This window comes from Bacillus sp. GW823-FHT06A11 (genome assembly GCF_058795355.1).
Window position 1 is genome coordinate 1,621,294 of record NZ_JBXAHS010000001.1, and the last position, 15,422, is coordinate 1,636,715.

A 15,422-nucleotide genomic window follows, 5' to 3' on the forward strand; every position below is an offset into this window, starting at 1 on the left:
TAGAGTACTGCTTCTTTTTATTTCTTCAGAATCAAAAATCAGAACTTTCTAACTATCTTTTTTAATATTTTTAAATTATAATAAATAGTAGCAATCTATTCCAATTATCAGGGGGCTCATACATATGAAAGCTGCAGTAAAACATAACATCTCAGATTTTAAAGACTACTTAAAATCCAACGATATATACATGGAAGAAAATATAGATGAAAATGATGGCTCTGTTCATTTTTCAGTAGGATTAGAGACAGAAGCTGGCGCAAAAATTCAACTTATCGCTGCTTTCCAAAACGAACATCCTACGGTAGATATATACTGCTTCAATGTTGCTCACGTGCCTGATGCAACATCAACAAATGATATTTTACATGTTATTAATGAATTAAACACATCTTATCGCTTTGCAAAATTCACATTAAACAAGCAAAATGCAATTGATATTTCAGCATCTCTTGCATTCTCAGAACCAAACTTTAATCCAGCACTTGTCTTTGAACATACGAGAATGCTATATAAATTAGCAAATGACGAATATAAAAACTTAATGAAAGTTATTTGGGCATAAAGTAAAACTATAATCCGTTAGGTTTACGGGCAATAAATAAAAGGATGGGCTGTAAGCAGCACCATCCTTTTATTTTGATATCATATCGATCCACATTTTAACAGCAGTGCCTACAATTAAAGTGGACAATACATATTGCAGTACTTTTTGATTTAGCCTCTTCCCGACTCGTGCTCCAAGTGGCGCAGCAAATATACTGGCAACCGCAATAATTAGAGCTGGAATGATAACTACTTGCCCAGTAATCACTTTTCCTGTAGTAATCCCTATTGAGGAAATAAACGTAATAGCGATAGATGTTGCGATCGTCATGCGCAGTGGTAATTTTAAAATAACTAGCATAATGGGAACTAAAAGGAACGAACCTCCAGCTCCTATAATGCCTGAAGCTCCCCCTACAACGAACGCTAACAAGCTTGCTAACCATTTATTATACTTCACATCTCCACTATTATTTTGTTTCGGTACAAACATCATAATAGCTGCAATTGTAGCTAATGCTGCATAAACAACATTAACTGTATGTTCCTCTAATATGTTAGCACCGAAACTCCCTATGAAGCTTCCTATTAATATACTAGCTCCCATATACATAACTAATGTTTTATTCATGTCATTACTTTTCCGGTATGCCCACGCGCCTGCAAAAGTTGCAAAGAATACTTGTACCGCTGTAATACCGCTCACTTCATGTGACGTATAGCCAGTAAATCCTAGCAATACTGGAATGTATAAGATCATTGGATAATTAATAATCGCGCCACCAATCCCAACCATTCCTGATATAAACGATCCTATAAACCCAATTATAAAAAGTAATACGACTAAGCTCATCTTACATCCCCCGCCTTCTAAAAAGAAGGTGATTTAAATGAATAAGTTTACATTCCCATCCGAAGCATCTGCTAAATATGCCCCTACGCCTGCAAACTCTACCCCTTCCATAATCTCTTCCTCTTTTAACCCTAATAAATCTACTGTCATTTGACAAGCTACAAGTTTAATTCCTTGTTCTTTCGCCAAATCAATTAAATCTGGCAAAGGCATTGCGTTATGTTTTTTCATAATGCCTTTAATCATCTTTGGCCCCATGCCAGCAAAATTCATTTTGGATAATCCCATCTTATCGGCACCGCGTGGCATCATTTTTCCAAATACTTTTTCTATAAATGTTTTCTTTACATTCACATGTTCATCTTTCCTTAAAGCATTTAATCCCCAGAAAGTATGAAAAATAGTTACCTCTTGGTCATACGCCGCTGCACCATTTGCAATAATATAAGCAGCCATTGCTTTATCGTAATCTCCGCTAAATAACACGATTGTCGTTTTCTTCTGTTGTTCCATATTGTTCTCCCTCCAATTACCTATAGGGGTATTTATCTGTTTATAAAAAGGCCCAAATCACTTACTTCACTATATGACTTTACCTTCCCACGCTAACATACCACCTACCACATTGATTACTTGAAAACCGTAACTTTCTAAAAATTGAACAGCTCTTGCACTTCTCCCGCCTGAACGACAAACGATAATATATTCCTGATTTTTATTTAATTCATGCATTCGAAACTCTAATAGCCTTAGCGGAATATTACATGCTTCTGGAATTCTTCCTTCTGCTACTTCTTCTACTTCACGGACATCTACGATATTTACTGCTTCTTTACGTAACAATTTTTCTTCTAATTCTTTTGCTGTCATTTCTTTCATTTTAAAGTCCCTCCTCACAAAGCATTCATACCACCTGAAACGTTTATTACTTGCTGAAACCCTAGTTTTTTCAACATCTTTGCAGCTTGCTTACTTCTCATTCCACTTTGGCAAATAACGATTACTTCCTTATTTTTATCTAACTGACTTGCTCTACTAGCTAACTCATTTAACGGGATATTCTGAAATCCTTTCATATGATTTCCTCTATATTCACCTACTGTACGAACATCGATAAGTTGTTTCCCCTTTTTTTCCACTATATTCTTTAATTCTTTTCCACTGATATTTTGCACACCTTTCACTGGTAAAAATCGTGAAATAACAAACCATGTAGCAAGTACAATGAAAAGCGTACTTACTATTGTGTTCATATAACCACCCTCTCTGCATTTATAACAATATTTTTTCCTACGCCTTCTTAATCCAAAATTTTAGCACATCAGCTTCTTCTACATGCTTTACGATGTCATGACCACCTTTATTTGCCCACGCTGGAATATCCTTAACTGATCCTTTATCCGTTACATGTACTTCTAACACTTCTCCAGTTTGCAAAGTATCCATCGCTTTCTTCGTTCTTACAATCGGCATTGGACATGCTAAACCTTTCGCATCTAATACTTGTTTTATATTCATCATCAATTCCTCCAATTTGTTATTTTTATAATGACTCATGCACTGCACAACGATTTGGGCCAATCTCCATTTCACGCTCTTCTTCCACACTCGGATGAATTTTCCCCATATTCGTTTGACGAATTTCTTCGTATGCATTTGGTTGTGGCGGTAAGTTCTCTGTCACAGTTTTACGAAACTCTATTTCATCAGCAATATTTAACCCTACATTCTCTTTAAATAGATCTTGTAAGCTCGCACTCACAATACCACTTTCATCCATTTCACTTATTTTTGAATAATGAGCTGGTAAAACAATTAAATCTTGAGACAGTTCCTTATAAAGTGTATATAACGTATTTCTTAAATCACTCACCCAATCTTCAGCCTTACCAGCAAGATCAGGACGTCCAATTGAATCTACAAATAAAATATCGCCTGATAATAAATAAGAATCATCTACAATAAATGACGTACTTCCAATCGTATGCCCTGGTGAGTATAACGCGTCAATTTCAATCTTTGTACCCCCCACCGTAATAACAGATCCTTCTACAAGTGGTTCATATGAGAAAACGACTTCCTCGGCATCTTTTGGCGGTAACCAATACGTACCACCTACCTTTTCTGCTAACTTACGCCCACCAGAAATATGGTCTGCATGTAAATGTGTATCCATTACATTCGTAATCGTAACACCATGCTCTTTCGCAAACTCCTCATATGCTTCAACCGTTCTTACTGCATCAATAACTGCTGCTTCATCGTTAGAAACAACCATATAAGATAAACAGCCTTTTCCAAGGCGATTAAATTGATATATACTTCCTCCGCCCTGTACATCCCCTACTTTTAACGGCTTCACATATTCACTCCAAGCTTTCATGCCACCAGCTAAATAATAAATATTTTGTAATCCCGCCTCTGTTAATTGCTCTGCCACAAATATAGAAGACCCTTCTTTTGCACATACTACTAAAACATCTTTATCTTTAGGTAATTCACTTACAATATGATCTACACCATCTAATAAGTCAAAGTAAGGTCTATTAATAGAAGAAACTTGTTTCCCTTCAATTTTCCAATCTTCATAATCCGTCTCATTACGAACATCTAAAATGAATAACTCTCCGAATAAAATTTTCTCTGCCACATCTTTTGCTTGTAACGGTTTAACATTCATTTCATTACCCCCATAGGTATATTTTTATTCAAAAAAATTTACTTCTCTATATTCCCTTGCCACTCTACCATACCTGGAATGACATTTTTCACATTTAAATAACCTTTCTCATTCAACATTTGGCAAGCTACATCACTACGGTTACCAGTTCGACAAATAACATAAATTTGCTTCGTCTTATCTAATACTGCGCTGTCTAATTCACCTAATGGTACCGAAATGGCGGATGGAATATGGCCAAAAGCAAATTCCGCTGCTTCGCGAACATCTAATACAATGTTCTCTTCTCCATTAGACAATATAGACTGTAATTCTGCATTCATAATTGTATGAGGATATTTCACAATTTCATTCACTTCATGCTCGTTTGCTTTCCTAACATAATGCACCAATACATCACCCTCGTGTTTCGTCCCGATATATTGATGTCCTACTTTACCCGCCCAACTTTTTATATCTACCGTAGATCCTTTATCTGTTGCCTTAACTTCAATCACCTGCCCTGGTGTTAACCCTTCTATTGCCTTCTTCGTTTTCACAATAGGCATCGGACAAGCCAAACCTTTACAATCTAAACTCATATCCACTTTTATACTCATAATCGATTCCTCCACAATTTATATACGTATACCTGTAGGGGTATATTAAAACGTTTTTGAAAATCTGTCAACACTTACGTTTGACAGATTATCGGCTTTTTACAAGTAATTGAACAGCTTCTTTAATTAACTCTTCATTTGAACCATTACCACTTTCAAACTGTTCACGCAAACATTGCTCTAAATTCGTTCCAACAACGAGTCCAATTGTACGATCAAGTGCAGAACGAGATGCTGTTAACTGTGTAATAACTTCTCGGCAATCTTTTCCTTCTTCCATCATACGAAGCACACCACGAACTTGACCTTCAATACGTTTCAATCTATTTTTCATATCTTGATTATATTCCATTCTATAATCACCTCATTACCATTATGTCACCATTTATAACCTATGACAATATATTATACCCTGTAGGGTATTTTGTAAACCCCTATTTTTAATTTTTGTCTTATATGTTCGCAAACCAAAAAATAAAACCTTAATCTATAGATTTTCATCTTCCACTAAATTTTTAAGTAGAAGATGAAAAATATCAATATACAACACGTTCTGGCAATACTGTCCCATACAACTTAAAACCACCATCTACATTCTTTACCTTATATCCCTTTTCCATTAACATACGCGCTGCAACATACCCTCTCATACCAAGTTGGCAAGTGATATATATTTCTTTGTCCATTGGTACTTCCTCCAATCGATCACGTAATTCATCTAATGGAATATTAATAGAGCCTTTAATCATTCCCTGTTTTAGTTCATTAGGTTCTCGAACATCAATAAGGTACCCACCATTTTTAACAATGTGATCTATTTCATGCCATTGCACTGTGTCCACAAAACCATCTACTATATTACTTGCAGCATACCCCACCATGTTTACTGGATCTTTTGCAGAAGAATACGGCGGGGCATATGATAATTCTAAATCTGGTAAATCGATTACAGTTAAATTTGCCTTCATTGCCGTTGCAATAACATCGATACGCCTATCTACCCCATCACGCCCTAAAGCCTGTGCTCCGTAAATTTTTCCGCTTTCTTTATTAAAGATTAATTTTATTAGCACTGGCGTAGCATTCGGATAGTATCCTGCATGAGAATTTGCCTGTACATGTACTACCTCATAGGGTATATTTAGTCGTTTTAATATTTTCTCATTCACTCCAGTCGAAGCAACTGTTAAATCAAAAACTTTAGCCACAGAAGTTCCCATCGTACCTTTATATAAAGAATCCGTATGACCATGAATAATATCTGCTAACATGCGACCTTGACGATTAGCTGGCCACGCTAAAGGAATCATCGTTTCTATTTCTGTAACAAAATCTTTCACTTCAATCGCATCACCAATTGCATATACATATGGGTCAGATGTTTGAAATTTCTCATTTACCTTTATCGTTCCTCTAACTCCCAATGCTAATCCTGCCTCTTTCGCTAAACTACTCTCTGGTTGTACACCAATTGCTAAAATAATCATATCTGTTTTTATAACTGAGCCACTTTTTAAACGTACAATAGCCCCGTCTTCTTCTAACGCATCTACACCATCTTCTAAAACAAGCTCAACATTGTGATTTCTCATATGTTCATGTACGTATGCTGCCATTTCATAATCGATTGGTGGCATTACTTGATTCGCCATCTCTACAAGAGTAACATCAATCCCGCGTTCTCTTAAATTCTCAACCATTTCCACTCCAATAAATCCTCCACCAATAACCGTCGCATGACGTGGTTTCTTCTCATCAATATACGCTTTTATACGATCTGTATCAGGTACATTTCGTAACGTAAACAACGCCTTCGCTTCTTCAATGCCCGGAATAGGTGGAACAATTGGTTTCGCCCCTGGTGAAAGAATCAAAACATCATATTCCTCGTTATATGTTTCATCTGTAGTTACATTCTTTATCGTAATTGTTTTCTCTTCTTTATTAATCTTTACAACTTCACTCAATACACGTATATCTAAATTAAAACGTTTTGACATCCTTTCAACAGTTTGTACTAATAACTTTTGTCTTTCTGTAATGACACCGCCAATATAATATGGCAATCCACAGTTTGCGAACGAAATGTATTCACCGCGTTCAACCATAATAATTTCATCTTCCTCACTTAAACGACGAAGCCTTGCAGCTACTGATGCCCCGCCAGCAACTCCGCCTACTACAACAATTTTTCTAGACATATTTCAAACCTCCATGTTATTTATTATTTAATTTTTTCATGAATCACACAAAAACCTATACCTGTATGGGTATATAATAGGGTATAAAAAATTTAATTTCAATCAATATGTCTTTCTTTCACAAATTTGAAACAAAAAAGAACTTAGATATTTCCAAGTTCTTTTTCATATAGTTCTGTTCTATAACTTTCTTTACTATTACATCAATACCTAAAAATGGTGTAGTATGAGGGAATACTTGTTTTAGATAACTGAACTACACCTACATTTAAATTTCCAAACTCAATAGTTTCACTTGAAGTTAAATATATTTCGCTTAAAATTCTTAAATACCACAATCTAAGAAAATGACTCCAAATGGATTTACTATATTTATTCAGACCATCTTTTAATATTATTAAACACATTGTCTGTTATCCGATTTCCAAAATTCATATTTTTATTTCCTCTTGTATGAATGGCTATTATTTTGATACCTGTATCAAAATAATGATATACAGGTGATCCACTTTGCCCTTCATAAGTATCAATCTTGTATGTTAGTCTGCTAGGATTAACACCTTCAATTGGACCATAATCTCTCCACATTGTGTAACGTTCATTTCCTATTTTATCAGCTGGATATCCAGGAATCACCGCAAGTAAACCTTTTGGTGATTCTACATAGGTAGTTCTATATCCAAACCAACCCGTATAATCTCCTGGAGACCCATTTAATTTAATCGTTCCATAATCATAATTTGAATTTTCGTTATCAGTCCATCCACTTACCGAGTAAAGTTTTGTTCCTTTATAAGGTAAATACGGTGCTTGTCCTCCATTACGTCCTGGAGTTACAATAACATTTGTCGCCCATCCACCAATTTCTTTATTGTAAATACAATGTCCAGCTGTCAGCACTGTATCTTTACTAATTAGTGCTCCTGTACATCCATAAATTTCTCCACTATTATACTGAGTTGCTATATGGACTACAGCACTATACGGATATGAAGTTGTATCATTAACCCGTATTCGATCATCTATTCCTATAACAGAATAGGTAAGAATGTTAGGTGAATAATTTAACTTCGTATTTTCTAAGAAGGCTCCCCAATCTTCCCCACCATGTTTACGCCCTTCAAATGAAGGTGAAACAAGATCTTCTCCCCTTCGATCATTACTATACAAAGATTGTTCTTGAAAAAGTACACGTTCTCCCTCATTTGAAACTGATGTCCACGGTACATCTTCTGCATACACCTTCTGATTCACCAAAAATACTGTACAAAAAAAGATAAAAAGAACACCAAAACTATAAAGAGCCAACCTACATCTTATAGAAATAAAGCTATCCAACATAACTTACCTCCTATACAAATGATAGCGAACAATTGAAGATCCCTTTATAAATTCTAGTTTTTCTTTTTTTAGAAGTCAATGTAATTAATAATGATTATCATTATTAATTACATTGACTTAACAAAATCAAACAATGAGTCATATTCTTTACTCTGCGTTCAAAAACCTGTCTCATTAAAGTTTCACCATATTACATAAATCCATAACCTTTTTCACAATCAACTCCGCAGTATTCTCTCCCGGTGGCATTAACAAATTTGTAACTGTTCCATACACAATAGGACTTAATTCTACTTCATATCCGCCATATGCATATTCGTCTTTTGTCGGTAAATAACCAAGATATCCGTTCATATATCCACCAAAGAAAGCCAATTCATTTTGAAGGCTCTCTTTCATTGCTAAGGCAGTTTCTGAAAAAGGTTCCATCGGTATACCTGAAAACATACCATCATTAACTTGAAACAGTTGAACTTCTAAATCTATACGTAACTTCCGAATACCTTGCCTATATTTCTCTAATACGATAGCAACCCATTCATCCGTATTCACGCCCCACTGCTTCTCGGCTAATCGAGCCATGCTTCGTATCTCATCAATTTCAGGAATATCATTCAACTTCATTTGCATCATACTTGAAACTGTCCTTAAATTTAAAATTGGGCTATATGTAACTGCTGGCAACATCGTTAATATATGTCCACTAAGTATGTAAGCCATTTGTTTTAAGGCTTCACTTGAACCGCGATACTTCGCATTCACATTTCCAGCGGCACCTTGAACGATAATAACAGGGCAGTTCACTATCTGCTCTAGAATCTCTCTCGTTATTCCAGGATAATCTGCTGATAATTCATCGCTATCACCTTTTAAAACATTCGGATGCGCCGTACAAAATACTATAATCCCAGATAGCTCCTTCGTTTCAGCATCTCTTATTGCCAACATGCCAATTCGCTTATCTACAACACCTTCTATATTTGTTCCCATCTTTGCTTTTCCATCAGATGTTCTCTCTCGTCGGTTTACACCAATATCACCTGTCGTAACACCCCATCCAACTTCGCATCGCTTTAAATTGTTATTTGCAGTAACAGCACCATGTACTACATTATTTACTAAAATCATTTTATACGACTGCACTAGCGGATCATCACCGACTGTCTCTGGACCGGAATGCGTATGAGTATAAACAACAGTTATTCGCTCAACTGGCACATGAACCTCACTCGCTACTCGTTCACGAATCATATTCGTATCTTCTACTAACATACCGATATTATCAATGCTTATAAACACGGTCTTCATTTCATCTTTTTCAAATACAAAAACTGTCCCGTAAATACGTTCTTCAACATTATTTATGCCTGCCTCTCTATGATATCCGACAAAATCAATACCTACAGGCGGCGTAATATCAACCTTACATACCCCTATTTTGCTCATTTGAATCGCTCCATTTCTCTATGTAACTCCCTTTTTTAAAGAATAGCATATTTGACCTTGTTCCAAATAAAAAAGAACGGACACAGTATCCTATGTCCGTTCTTCCCCTCACACATACTTCCGATGCACCATCTTTCCATCATAAGAAAACACAACACCCTTACTCTCCACAATGGACTCCATATGCACCGTTCTTCCCCATAGTTGATGAAGATATGGTAATACTTTTTCTAAGTATTTTAAATCGAGCTCGATTCCTTCGTAACTATGTTTAATGTACAATTCTCCGTTCTTTAAGTAGTCTCCGTCTTCTACTACTAAGTACGGGAAGCCGCCATTTGTACGCATATTTACGAGTTGATCACGCACATGTTCCCACTCTTTATCTATTACTTTATATTCTTTTCCTTGGCGCTGGAATAAGTACATATCTTCTCGCATAACGAGATCTTTATTTAAGTAGTTTCTTAAGAACGATACATCCCATTCAATTTCGCGTACTTCAAAGATTTTGTCACGACCAGACCCAGGTTTTACACCACGGCGTTTCATTTCTTCTGTTGGGTTATTGTAACGTTCTTCAATATCTTCAAACATTTTAATCCCAAGGTAGTATGGGTTAATGCTTGTTTTTGATGGCTGTACAACACCCGCATTTAATTTCGCAAATTCAATTGCTTCATCAGATGTTAAGTCCATTTCACGAAGTATGCGTTGATGCCAATAGGACGCCCAGCCTTCGTTCATAATCTTCGTTTCAAGCTGCGGCCAGAAATATAACATTTCTTCACGCATCATCGTTAATATATCACGCTGCCAATCTTCTAGCTCACGGCTATATTCTTCAATAAAGAGGAGCAAGTCTTTCTCTGGTTGCGGTGGGATCTTCTTCTTTTTGCGTATATTGGATCGTTCTCTCTTTTTGTTTCGATCATCTAAATTCCATAGATCATCGTATTGTGATACCTTTTTCTTTTCTACTTCTTCTTCTAAATCATCAATACTCCACGCAAGTTTGGGACGCATGAGCGACGGGTCAATGTGCTCTTGAATGGCAAGTACGGCATCTAAAAATGTTTCTACTTCTTCTTTTCCGTACTTATGCTCATATGCTTTCACCCGTTCAGCTGTCGCTGACATACTCTCTACCATATCTCGCTTCGTATTTGAAAAACGAATATTATTTTTGAAGAAGTCACAGTGTGCTAAAACGTGCGCTACAATTAATTTGTTTTGAATTAAAGAGTTCGTATCTAATAAAAAGGCGTAACATGGATCAGAGTTAATAACGAGTTCGTATATTTTACTAAGTCCTAAATCGTATTGTAATTTCATTCTGAAAAATTGTTTTCCAAAACTCCAATGTGAAAACCTTGTCGGCATCCCATATGCACCAAATGTATAAATAATTTCCGCTGGACATATTTCATAACGCATCGGATAAAAATCAAGCCCAAATCCAGTCGCAATTTCCGTAATTTCCGCAATCGCATATTGCAGTGCTTTATCGTCACTTGCTCTCATTATTTTCCCTCCTTACACTTTCCCTTAAGAAAGTGTATGATGAAGAACAAGCTTTCATGAGGATTGATTGCATAATAAAAAGACACCCCCGCAAAAACGAGAATGTCTCATCTATTAACCTTCAATAATCTCCATCTTCTCCGTAATCGGAGTACGTGCTTTTCCTTCTGGCGCTTTATCGAAATAGCCGATATGAAGAATTCCAACGATACGTTGGCCTCTTGTTAAACCGATTCCTTCTATAAATAATGGATTGTAGTTTAATCCGCCTGATTTCCAAACGCAACCTAATCCGCGTTCCCAAGCAAGAAGTTGGAAGTTTTGCATGAATGCACATGTTGCAGCATAATCTTCATCACGTTGAATTTGACGCGGATCTTCATTTATATATACAACGATTTGTGCAGGCGTGCTTAAAAAACGATCTGATAAAATTTTACCGCGTTTCGCTCTTTCTTCTTCCGTGAAAGAGTTTAATACTGCATCTACTAATTTCTTGCGGCCTTCTCCGATGTATAGTTTACAATTCCATGGTTCACGGTGCTTATGATTTGGTGCCCATGTTGCATCGTTTAATAGTTCAATTAATAAATCTTTTTCTACTGCTTTGTCTGTAAATGTACGAACAGAGCGTCTTTCTTTAATCACATTAGCGATGGAAGTATATGTAGTCATATTTATCTCTCCCTTATTTTTATCTATATGTATAAGTTTATCGTCATCATTGATATTGATTTTCAATTTCGATTATACCTTAGTTTTTTACTATTAATCAATGTTTTATGTTGGAAAACTTCTAAAAACGTCATTTCATACTGTGAATAAAAAAACTTGATTTGTTCACAAGTATTTCACATTTTATGGAAATGATATGTGTACAGTTTTCTACATTATCCATCTAGGAGGAGTTTACATGTACAAAAAAATCGCTGTTTGTATGACTATGGCAGCATTATTATGCGGGATATCCACCTTCCCCGCTTCCGCTGCCACACCAAAAGAAGTAACAATGCATCACCATAAACCAATTCCAGAAGAAGAAGTGCAATCGCTAGAAAAACTCGGCTATAACAAACATGAAATTTGGAAAGCTGCTCATATTGCAAGAATTAGTAATAAAGAAATAAAAGATGTTTTAGCTTACTATAAGCAAAATAAATCTTGGGAGAAAACAGCCGAGCATTTCGGTGTAGATCCAAGTAAGCTGAAAAAGCATCATATGAATAAAGAAACAAAGCAAGCACTGCTACAACAGTTAGCAACTATGCAAAAATCCACACCTGATCAGCTAAAGCAAAAAATGAAAGAATATAACATCAAATTGCGTCATCTTACTGTGTTAACAATCATCTCTCAAAAAAGCAATACCCCTCTTGATGATGTATTAAAAATGAAAAAAGATGGAATGGACATTAAACAAATTGCCGAAAAATTAAATGTAAAAAGAGAAGATATACGAGCGGAAATGATGAAATTAGTGAAGTCTATTAAAGAACAAAAAACAAATTAAAATGCTAAAAAGGAAGAGCCATTCACCACTCTTCCTTTTCTTTATGAACTTTCAATTTTCAAGTATAAATTCCCGTCTTTCCCAAAAACTAACACAAGTAAATGATGTAAGTTAGGGGTGAGAAAATGTTCGGTTTATCATCTAAGAAATCAAAAAAGACTAATACAAAAACACTTTGTTCTATCCCAGAATTTATACAAACCATGAAAGAATCAAGCGATTTTGTCTCTTATAACATACTTAAAGATGAAACGTTGTGCTTGTTTTATTATAAATCTGTCGTGGAAGCACTTATTATTAAACAATTCATTTTAACTCCTATAAAAAAGGAATCGGAACAAATCCAAAACATCTCTGATTTATGTAATATCATCTCTATTGAAGACATTATTACCTCCCCTTCTATTGATGATATTCGTGAAAAATTATTAGGTGGATATATTTTAATACGATTAAAAAACAATTCGAATCCTGATCAATATGCTTTAATTCGTGCCGAAAGTACTGTTTTAGGAAAACGATTATATAACGATACAGAAAATGAGTATAGCGTAATCGGGCCTAAAATCGGTTTCGTTGAAAACCTTGATACAAATATCCACTTATTACGCCGAAATATCGTAACGGAGCAACTCATTTTTAAAGAAGTTACCGTCGGATCTATATCAAAAACGAAAGTAGCAGTTGCTTATATAGAAGGAATTACAAATGAACAATTTGTCAACACCGCACTTCAACGGCTAGAAGACATTGACTTTGATGTCCCATTTGATTCAACTATGATTGAGCAATTTATTAGTGATAATAGCAATTCACCTTTTCCTGTTCTATTACCTACAGAGCGATTAGATCGAGCTGTATTTGCGTTAATTAACGGGGAAGTTTTAATTTTAACAGATGGCTCTCCATATGCTTTATCAGGACCAACAACGTTACTGGATTTTTTCATTTCACCAGAAGATTATTATTTACCGTGGATGATTGGATCGTTCTTTCGTATTATTCGTTTTTTCGGAGCTATATTTTCTCTGTTTTCCTCCGCTATTTATACAGCGGCTTTAACATATCATTATCAAATGATTCCTGCCGATTTACTAGGTCCTATTATTTTCTCGAGAGCTAACGTACCTTTCCCTCCTATTCTAGAAGCACTCTTTTTAGAAATTACAATTGAATTGCTTCGTGAAGCAGGAGCACGTTTACCGACAAAAGTCGGACAAACGATTGGGATTGTTGGGGGGATTGTAATTGGACAAGCATCTGTTGAAGCAGCTTTAACAAGTACAATTTTATTAATTGCAGTTGCTTTATCCGCCCTTGCATCTTTCACAACACCGACTGTAAAGATGTCTTCTACTATCCGGTTGTTACGCTTTCCGCTTATTCTTTTAGCTGGTGCATTCGGAGGATTAGGCCTTATTGTCGGATTTGTATTTATTTTAGCTCATTTAATTAAATTAAAATCACTTGGATCACCTTATTTATTACCTTTATATCCATTTCGTGGTTTAGGTACAGCAGAAGGTTTTCTTCGATTACCATTTAGTCAAACGGCACAAAGACCTTCTTTTCTTAGACCAAAATCAAAATGGCGCTACAATCCAAACAAATCGAAGCAAAAACGTGATGGTGAGAATGAATGAAAAAAATTTTATTGCACCTTATCATTATCTTCTTCGTTTTACAAACTGGCTGTACACAAACGTATATAGTGGATGCACAGCGTATTATTCATATTGCTGGATTTGACATCACAAAAAACAAAAAATTCCAAGGAACTATTCTATTCCCAGAGTACACACATGGTGTAAAGTCTAAACCAGAGACGCAAACAACATCTGCCCGTTCACTTGAAACAATTGCTTCACGATTAAATGCGAAATCTCCTCACAATGTTGTTGTAGGTCAAATGCGTGTCGTCCTATTTGGAAAGGCTCTAGGGGAACGCGGAATGGGAGAGATTATTACTAACTTACAACGTGACCCAAATATCGGGCGTGATGTACAACTAGCAATTGTAGATGGATCGGCTGAAGAGCTTTTAAATTACGGAAAAAAAAATGGGTCTTTATATATTGCTGATTTACTCGAGCAAAATATAAGAAATGAGAACATTCCACAAACTGAATTAAACATTTTTTTATATAATTATTACTCTTCTGTATGTGATGCCTATGTTCCTTATATTAAAATGGACGATAATCATTCTGTCGCTGTCAAAGGACTTGCCTTTTTAAAAGGCGATAAAGTCGTCATGTATACGGATAAAAGACATTCTGTTTTAGCAAAATTACTTATTAATCCTACGAAAAATGGACGTTACGAAGCAGCAATAAAAAAGGATAAACATAAAGGTATGGTTGTTATACAAAACTTAGCTGGGGAAAATAAGTATGATATAGATCAAACTGGCGACATACCAAAAGTAAAAATCCATTTAAAACTAAATGGATTAATTAAAAACTCTCCTAATTGGATTGATCTAAGAAAAAAAACAAATATCAACTATATAAAAAAACAAATTGAACGAAATGTCGAAAAAGACTGTGAAGATTTAATAAAACAATTTCAAGAAAAAGAAATTGATCCTTTAGGAATACGAGATGAAATTAGAAGCCATACGAGAAAATGGAATATAAAACAAATTCGAAATATGTATAAAAATATAGCGGTAGATATAAATTTAGATCTTAATATTGTACAATCTGGAATCGGAGAATAG

The 15,422-nt window shown here is 35.4% G+C and carries 17 protein-coding genes; 4 read left to right on the forward strand and 13 right to left on the reverse strand.

Going from position 1 to position 15,422, the window contains the following annotated elements; translation table 11 throughout:
* The first annotated feature begins 124 nt into the window (after nucleotides 1–124).
* Nucleotides 125–565 carry a hypothetical protein gene (locus AC1Q8L_RS08175; protein WP_000642361.1) on the forward strand — a complete coding sequence of 147 codons (441 nt, stop codon included), beginning with the start codon at nucleotides 125–127 and terminating at the stop codon, nucleotides 563–565.
* Between the two features lie 69 nt (nucleotides 566–634).
* Here the strand turns inward: AC1Q8L_RS08175 and AC1Q8L_RS08180 are convergent, their stop codons facing one another.
* The 13 genes from AC1Q8L_RS08180 to AC1Q8L_RS08240 all read right to left on the reverse strand — a co-directional run bounded on the left by AC1Q8L_RS08180 (nucleotide 635) and on the right by AC1Q8L_RS08240 (nucleotide 11,865).
* Nucleotides 635–1,399: a sulfite exporter TauE/SafE family protein gene (locus AC1Q8L_RS08180; protein ID WP_000060742.1), complete on the reverse strand. Its 765-nt coding sequence runs from the start codon at nucleotides 1,397–1,399 to the stop codon at nucleotides 635–637.
* Nucleotides 1,400–1,432: 33 nt separating this feature from the next.
* Complete coding sequence (locus tag AC1Q8L_RS08185; RefSeq protein ID WP_000437741.1) at nucleotides 1,433–1,912, reverse strand: DsrE/DsrF/DrsH-like family protein; 480 nt, start codon at nucleotides 1,910–1,912, stop codon at nucleotides 1,433–1,435.
* 69 nt (nucleotides 1,913–1,981) lie between these two features.
* Entirely contained in the window at nucleotides 1,982–2,278 is a 297-nt protein-coding gene (locus AC1Q8L_RS08190) for a rhodanese-like domain-containing protein (RefSeq protein ID WP_016513697.1), read from the reverse strand.
* A 14-nt stretch (nucleotides 2,279–2,292) separates the two neighbouring features.
* Nucleotides 2,293–2,652, reverse strand: a complete 360-nt coding sequence (locus AC1Q8L_RS08195; RefSeq protein WP_016513698.1) for a rhodanese-like domain-containing protein — start codon at nucleotides 2,650–2,652, stop codon at nucleotides 2,293–2,295.
* Nucleotides 2,653–2,689: 37 nt separating this feature from the next.
* The gene (locus AC1Q8L_RS08200; RefSeq protein ID WP_016513699.1) at nucleotides 2,690–2,920 is read right to left on the reverse strand and encodes a sulfurtransferase TusA family protein; all 231 of its coding nucleotides are present in this window, start codon (nucleotides 2,918–2,920) and stop codon (nucleotides 2,690–2,692) included.
* Between the two features lie 22 nt (nucleotides 2,921–2,942).
* The gene (locus tag AC1Q8L_RS08205) at nucleotides 2,943–4,079 is read right to left on the reverse strand and encodes an MBL fold metallo-hydrolase (protein WP_016513700.1); all 1,137 of its coding nucleotides are present in this window, start codon (nucleotides 4,077–4,079) and stop codon (nucleotides 2,943–2,945) included.
* A gap of 38 nt (nucleotides 4,080–4,117) precedes the next feature.
* On the reverse strand, nucleotides 4,118–4,678 hold the full coding sequence (locus AC1Q8L_RS08210; protein ID WP_016513701.1) for a sulfurtransferase TusA family protein: 561 nt from the start codon (nucleotides 4,676–4,678) through the stop codon (nucleotides 4,118–4,120).
* A gap of 88 nt (nucleotides 4,679–4,766) precedes the next feature.
* Nucleotides 4,767–5,030 (reverse strand): metal-sensitive transcriptional regulator, encoded by a 264-nt coding sequence (locus tag AC1Q8L_RS08215; RefSeq protein ID WP_000456206.1) that lies wholly within the window; start codon nucleotides 5,028–5,030, stop codon nucleotides 4,767–4,769.
* A 184-nt stretch (nucleotides 5,031–5,214) separates the two neighbouring features.
* Nucleotides 5,215–6,879, reverse strand: a complete 1,665-nt coding sequence (gene cdr / locus AC1Q8L_RS08220; RefSeq protein ID WP_086387763.1) for a CoA-disulfide reductase — start codon at nucleotides 6,877–6,879, stop codon at nucleotides 5,215–5,217.
* Between the two features lie 372 nt (nucleotides 6,880–7,251).
* Nucleotides 7,252–8,220, reverse strand: coding sequence for a trypsin-like serine peptidase (locus AC1Q8L_RS08225; RefSeq protein WP_000887279.1), 969 nt, complete (start codon nucleotides 8,218–8,220; stop codon nucleotides 7,252–7,254).
* A gap of 174 nt (nucleotides 8,221–8,394) precedes the next feature.
* On the reverse strand, nucleotides 8,395–9,666 hold the full coding sequence (locus tag AC1Q8L_RS08230) for a neutral/alkaline non-lysosomal ceramidase N-terminal domain-containing protein (RefSeq protein ID WP_000034536.1): 1,272 nt from the start codon (nucleotides 9,664–9,666) through the stop codon (nucleotides 8,395–8,397).
* Between the two features lie 108 nt (nucleotides 9,667–9,774).
* Nucleotides 9,775–11,190, reverse strand: a complete 1,416-nt coding sequence (spoVR, locus tag AC1Q8L_RS08235; RefSeq protein ID WP_001202717.1) for a stage V sporulation protein SpoVR — start codon at nucleotides 11,188–11,190, stop codon at nucleotides 9,775–9,777.
* Between the two features lie 114 nt (nucleotides 11,191–11,304).
* Nucleotides 11,305–11,865, reverse strand: a complete 561-nt coding sequence (locus AC1Q8L_RS08240) for a nitroreductase family protein (RefSeq protein ID WP_000214819.1) — start codon at nucleotides 11,863–11,865, stop codon at nucleotides 11,305–11,307.
* A 238-nt stretch (nucleotides 11,866–12,103) separates the two neighbouring features.
* Here AC1Q8L_RS08240 and AC1Q8L_RS08245 point away from each other — a divergent pair, with 238 nt between their 5' ends.
* From AC1Q8L_RS08245 to AC1Q8L_RS08255, 3 genes are all read left to right on the forward strand, one after another.
* The gene (locus AC1Q8L_RS08245) at nucleotides 12,104–12,700 is read left to right on the forward strand and encodes a hypothetical protein (RefSeq protein WP_000276960.1); all 597 of its coding nucleotides are present in this window, start codon (nucleotides 12,104–12,106) and stop codon (nucleotides 12,698–12,700) included.
* Between the two features lie 125 nt (nucleotides 12,701–12,825).
* The gene (locus AC1Q8L_RS08250) at nucleotides 12,826–14,343 is read left to right on the forward strand and encodes a spore germination protein (RefSeq protein WP_000467494.1); all 1,518 of its coding nucleotides are present in this window, start codon (nucleotides 12,826–12,828) and stop codon (nucleotides 14,341–14,343) included.
* The gene (locus AC1Q8L_RS08255; protein ID WP_000722245.1) at nucleotides 14,340–15,422 is read left to right on the forward strand and encodes a Ger(x)C family spore germination protein; all 1,083 of its coding nucleotides are present in this window, start codon (nucleotides 14,340–14,342) and stop codon (nucleotides 15,420–15,422) included. The genes AC1Q8L_RS08250 and AC1Q8L_RS08255 overlap by 4 nt, the downstream gene beginning before the upstream one ends.

Coding starts and splice junctions, on each gene's coding strand:
- AC1Q8L_RS08210 (WP_016513701.1), bottom strand. CDS start 4,678: ATGAGTATAAAAGTGGATATGAGTTTAGATTGTAAAGGTTTGGCTTGT.
- AC1Q8L_RS08180 (WP_000060742.1), bottom strand. CDS start 1,399: ATGAGCTTAGTCGTATTACTTTTTATAATTGGGTTTATAGGATCGTTT.
- AC1Q8L_RS08250 (WP_000467494.1), top strand. CDS start 12,826: ATGTTCGGTTTATCATCTAAGAAATCAAAAAAGACTAATACAAAAACA.
- AC1Q8L_RS08185 (WP_000437741.1), bottom strand. CDS start 1,912: ATGGAACAACAGAAGAAAACGACAATCGTGTTATTTAGCGGAGATTAC.
- AC1Q8L_RS08195 (WP_016513698.1), bottom strand. CDS start 2,652: ATGAACACAATAGTAAGTACGCTTTTCATTGTACTTGCTACATGGTTT.
- AC1Q8L_RS08175 (WP_000642361.1), top strand. CDS start 125: ATGAAAGCTGCAGTAAAACATAACATCTCAGATTTTAAAGACTACTTA.
- AC1Q8L_RS08245 (WP_000276960.1), top strand. CDS start 12,104: ATGTACAAAAAAATCGCTGTTTGTATGACTATGGCAGCATTATTATGC.
- AC1Q8L_RS08225 (WP_000887279.1), bottom strand. CDS start 8,220: ATGTTGGATAGCTTTATTTCTATAAGATGTAGGTTGGCTCTTTATAGT.
- AC1Q8L_RS08240 (WP_000214819.1), bottom strand. CDS start 11,865: ATGACTACATATACTTCCATCGCTAATGTGATTAAAGAAAGACGCTCT.
- cdr (WP_086387763.1), bottom strand. CDS start 6,879: ATGTCTAGAAAAATTGTTGTAGTAGGCGGAGTTGCTGGCGGGGCATCA.
- AC1Q8L_RS08255 (WP_000722245.1), top strand. CDS start 14,340: ATGAAAAAAATTTTATTGCACCTTATCATTATCTTCTTCGTTTTACAA.
- spoVR (WP_001202717.1), bottom strand. CDS start 11,190: ATGAGAGCAAGTGACGATAAAGCACTGCAATATGCGATTGCGGAAATT.
- AC1Q8L_RS08200 (WP_016513699.1), bottom strand. CDS start 2,920: ATGATGAATATAAAACAAGTATTAGATGCGAAAGGTTTAGCATGTCCA.
- AC1Q8L_RS08230 (WP_000034536.1), bottom strand. CDS start 9,666: ATGAGCAAAATAGGGGTATGTAAGGTTGATATTACGCCGCCTGTAGGT.
- AC1Q8L_RS08205 (WP_016513700.1), bottom strand. CDS start 4,079: ATGAATGTTAAACCGTTACAAGCAAAAGATGTGGCAGAGAAAATTTTA.
- AC1Q8L_RS08190 (WP_016513697.1), bottom strand. CDS start 2,278: ATGAAAGAAATGACAGCAAAAGAATTAGAAGAAAAATTGTTACGTAAA.
- AC1Q8L_RS08215 (WP_000456206.1), bottom strand. CDS start 5,030: ATGGAATATAATCAAGATATGAAAAATAGATTGAAACGTATTGAAGGT.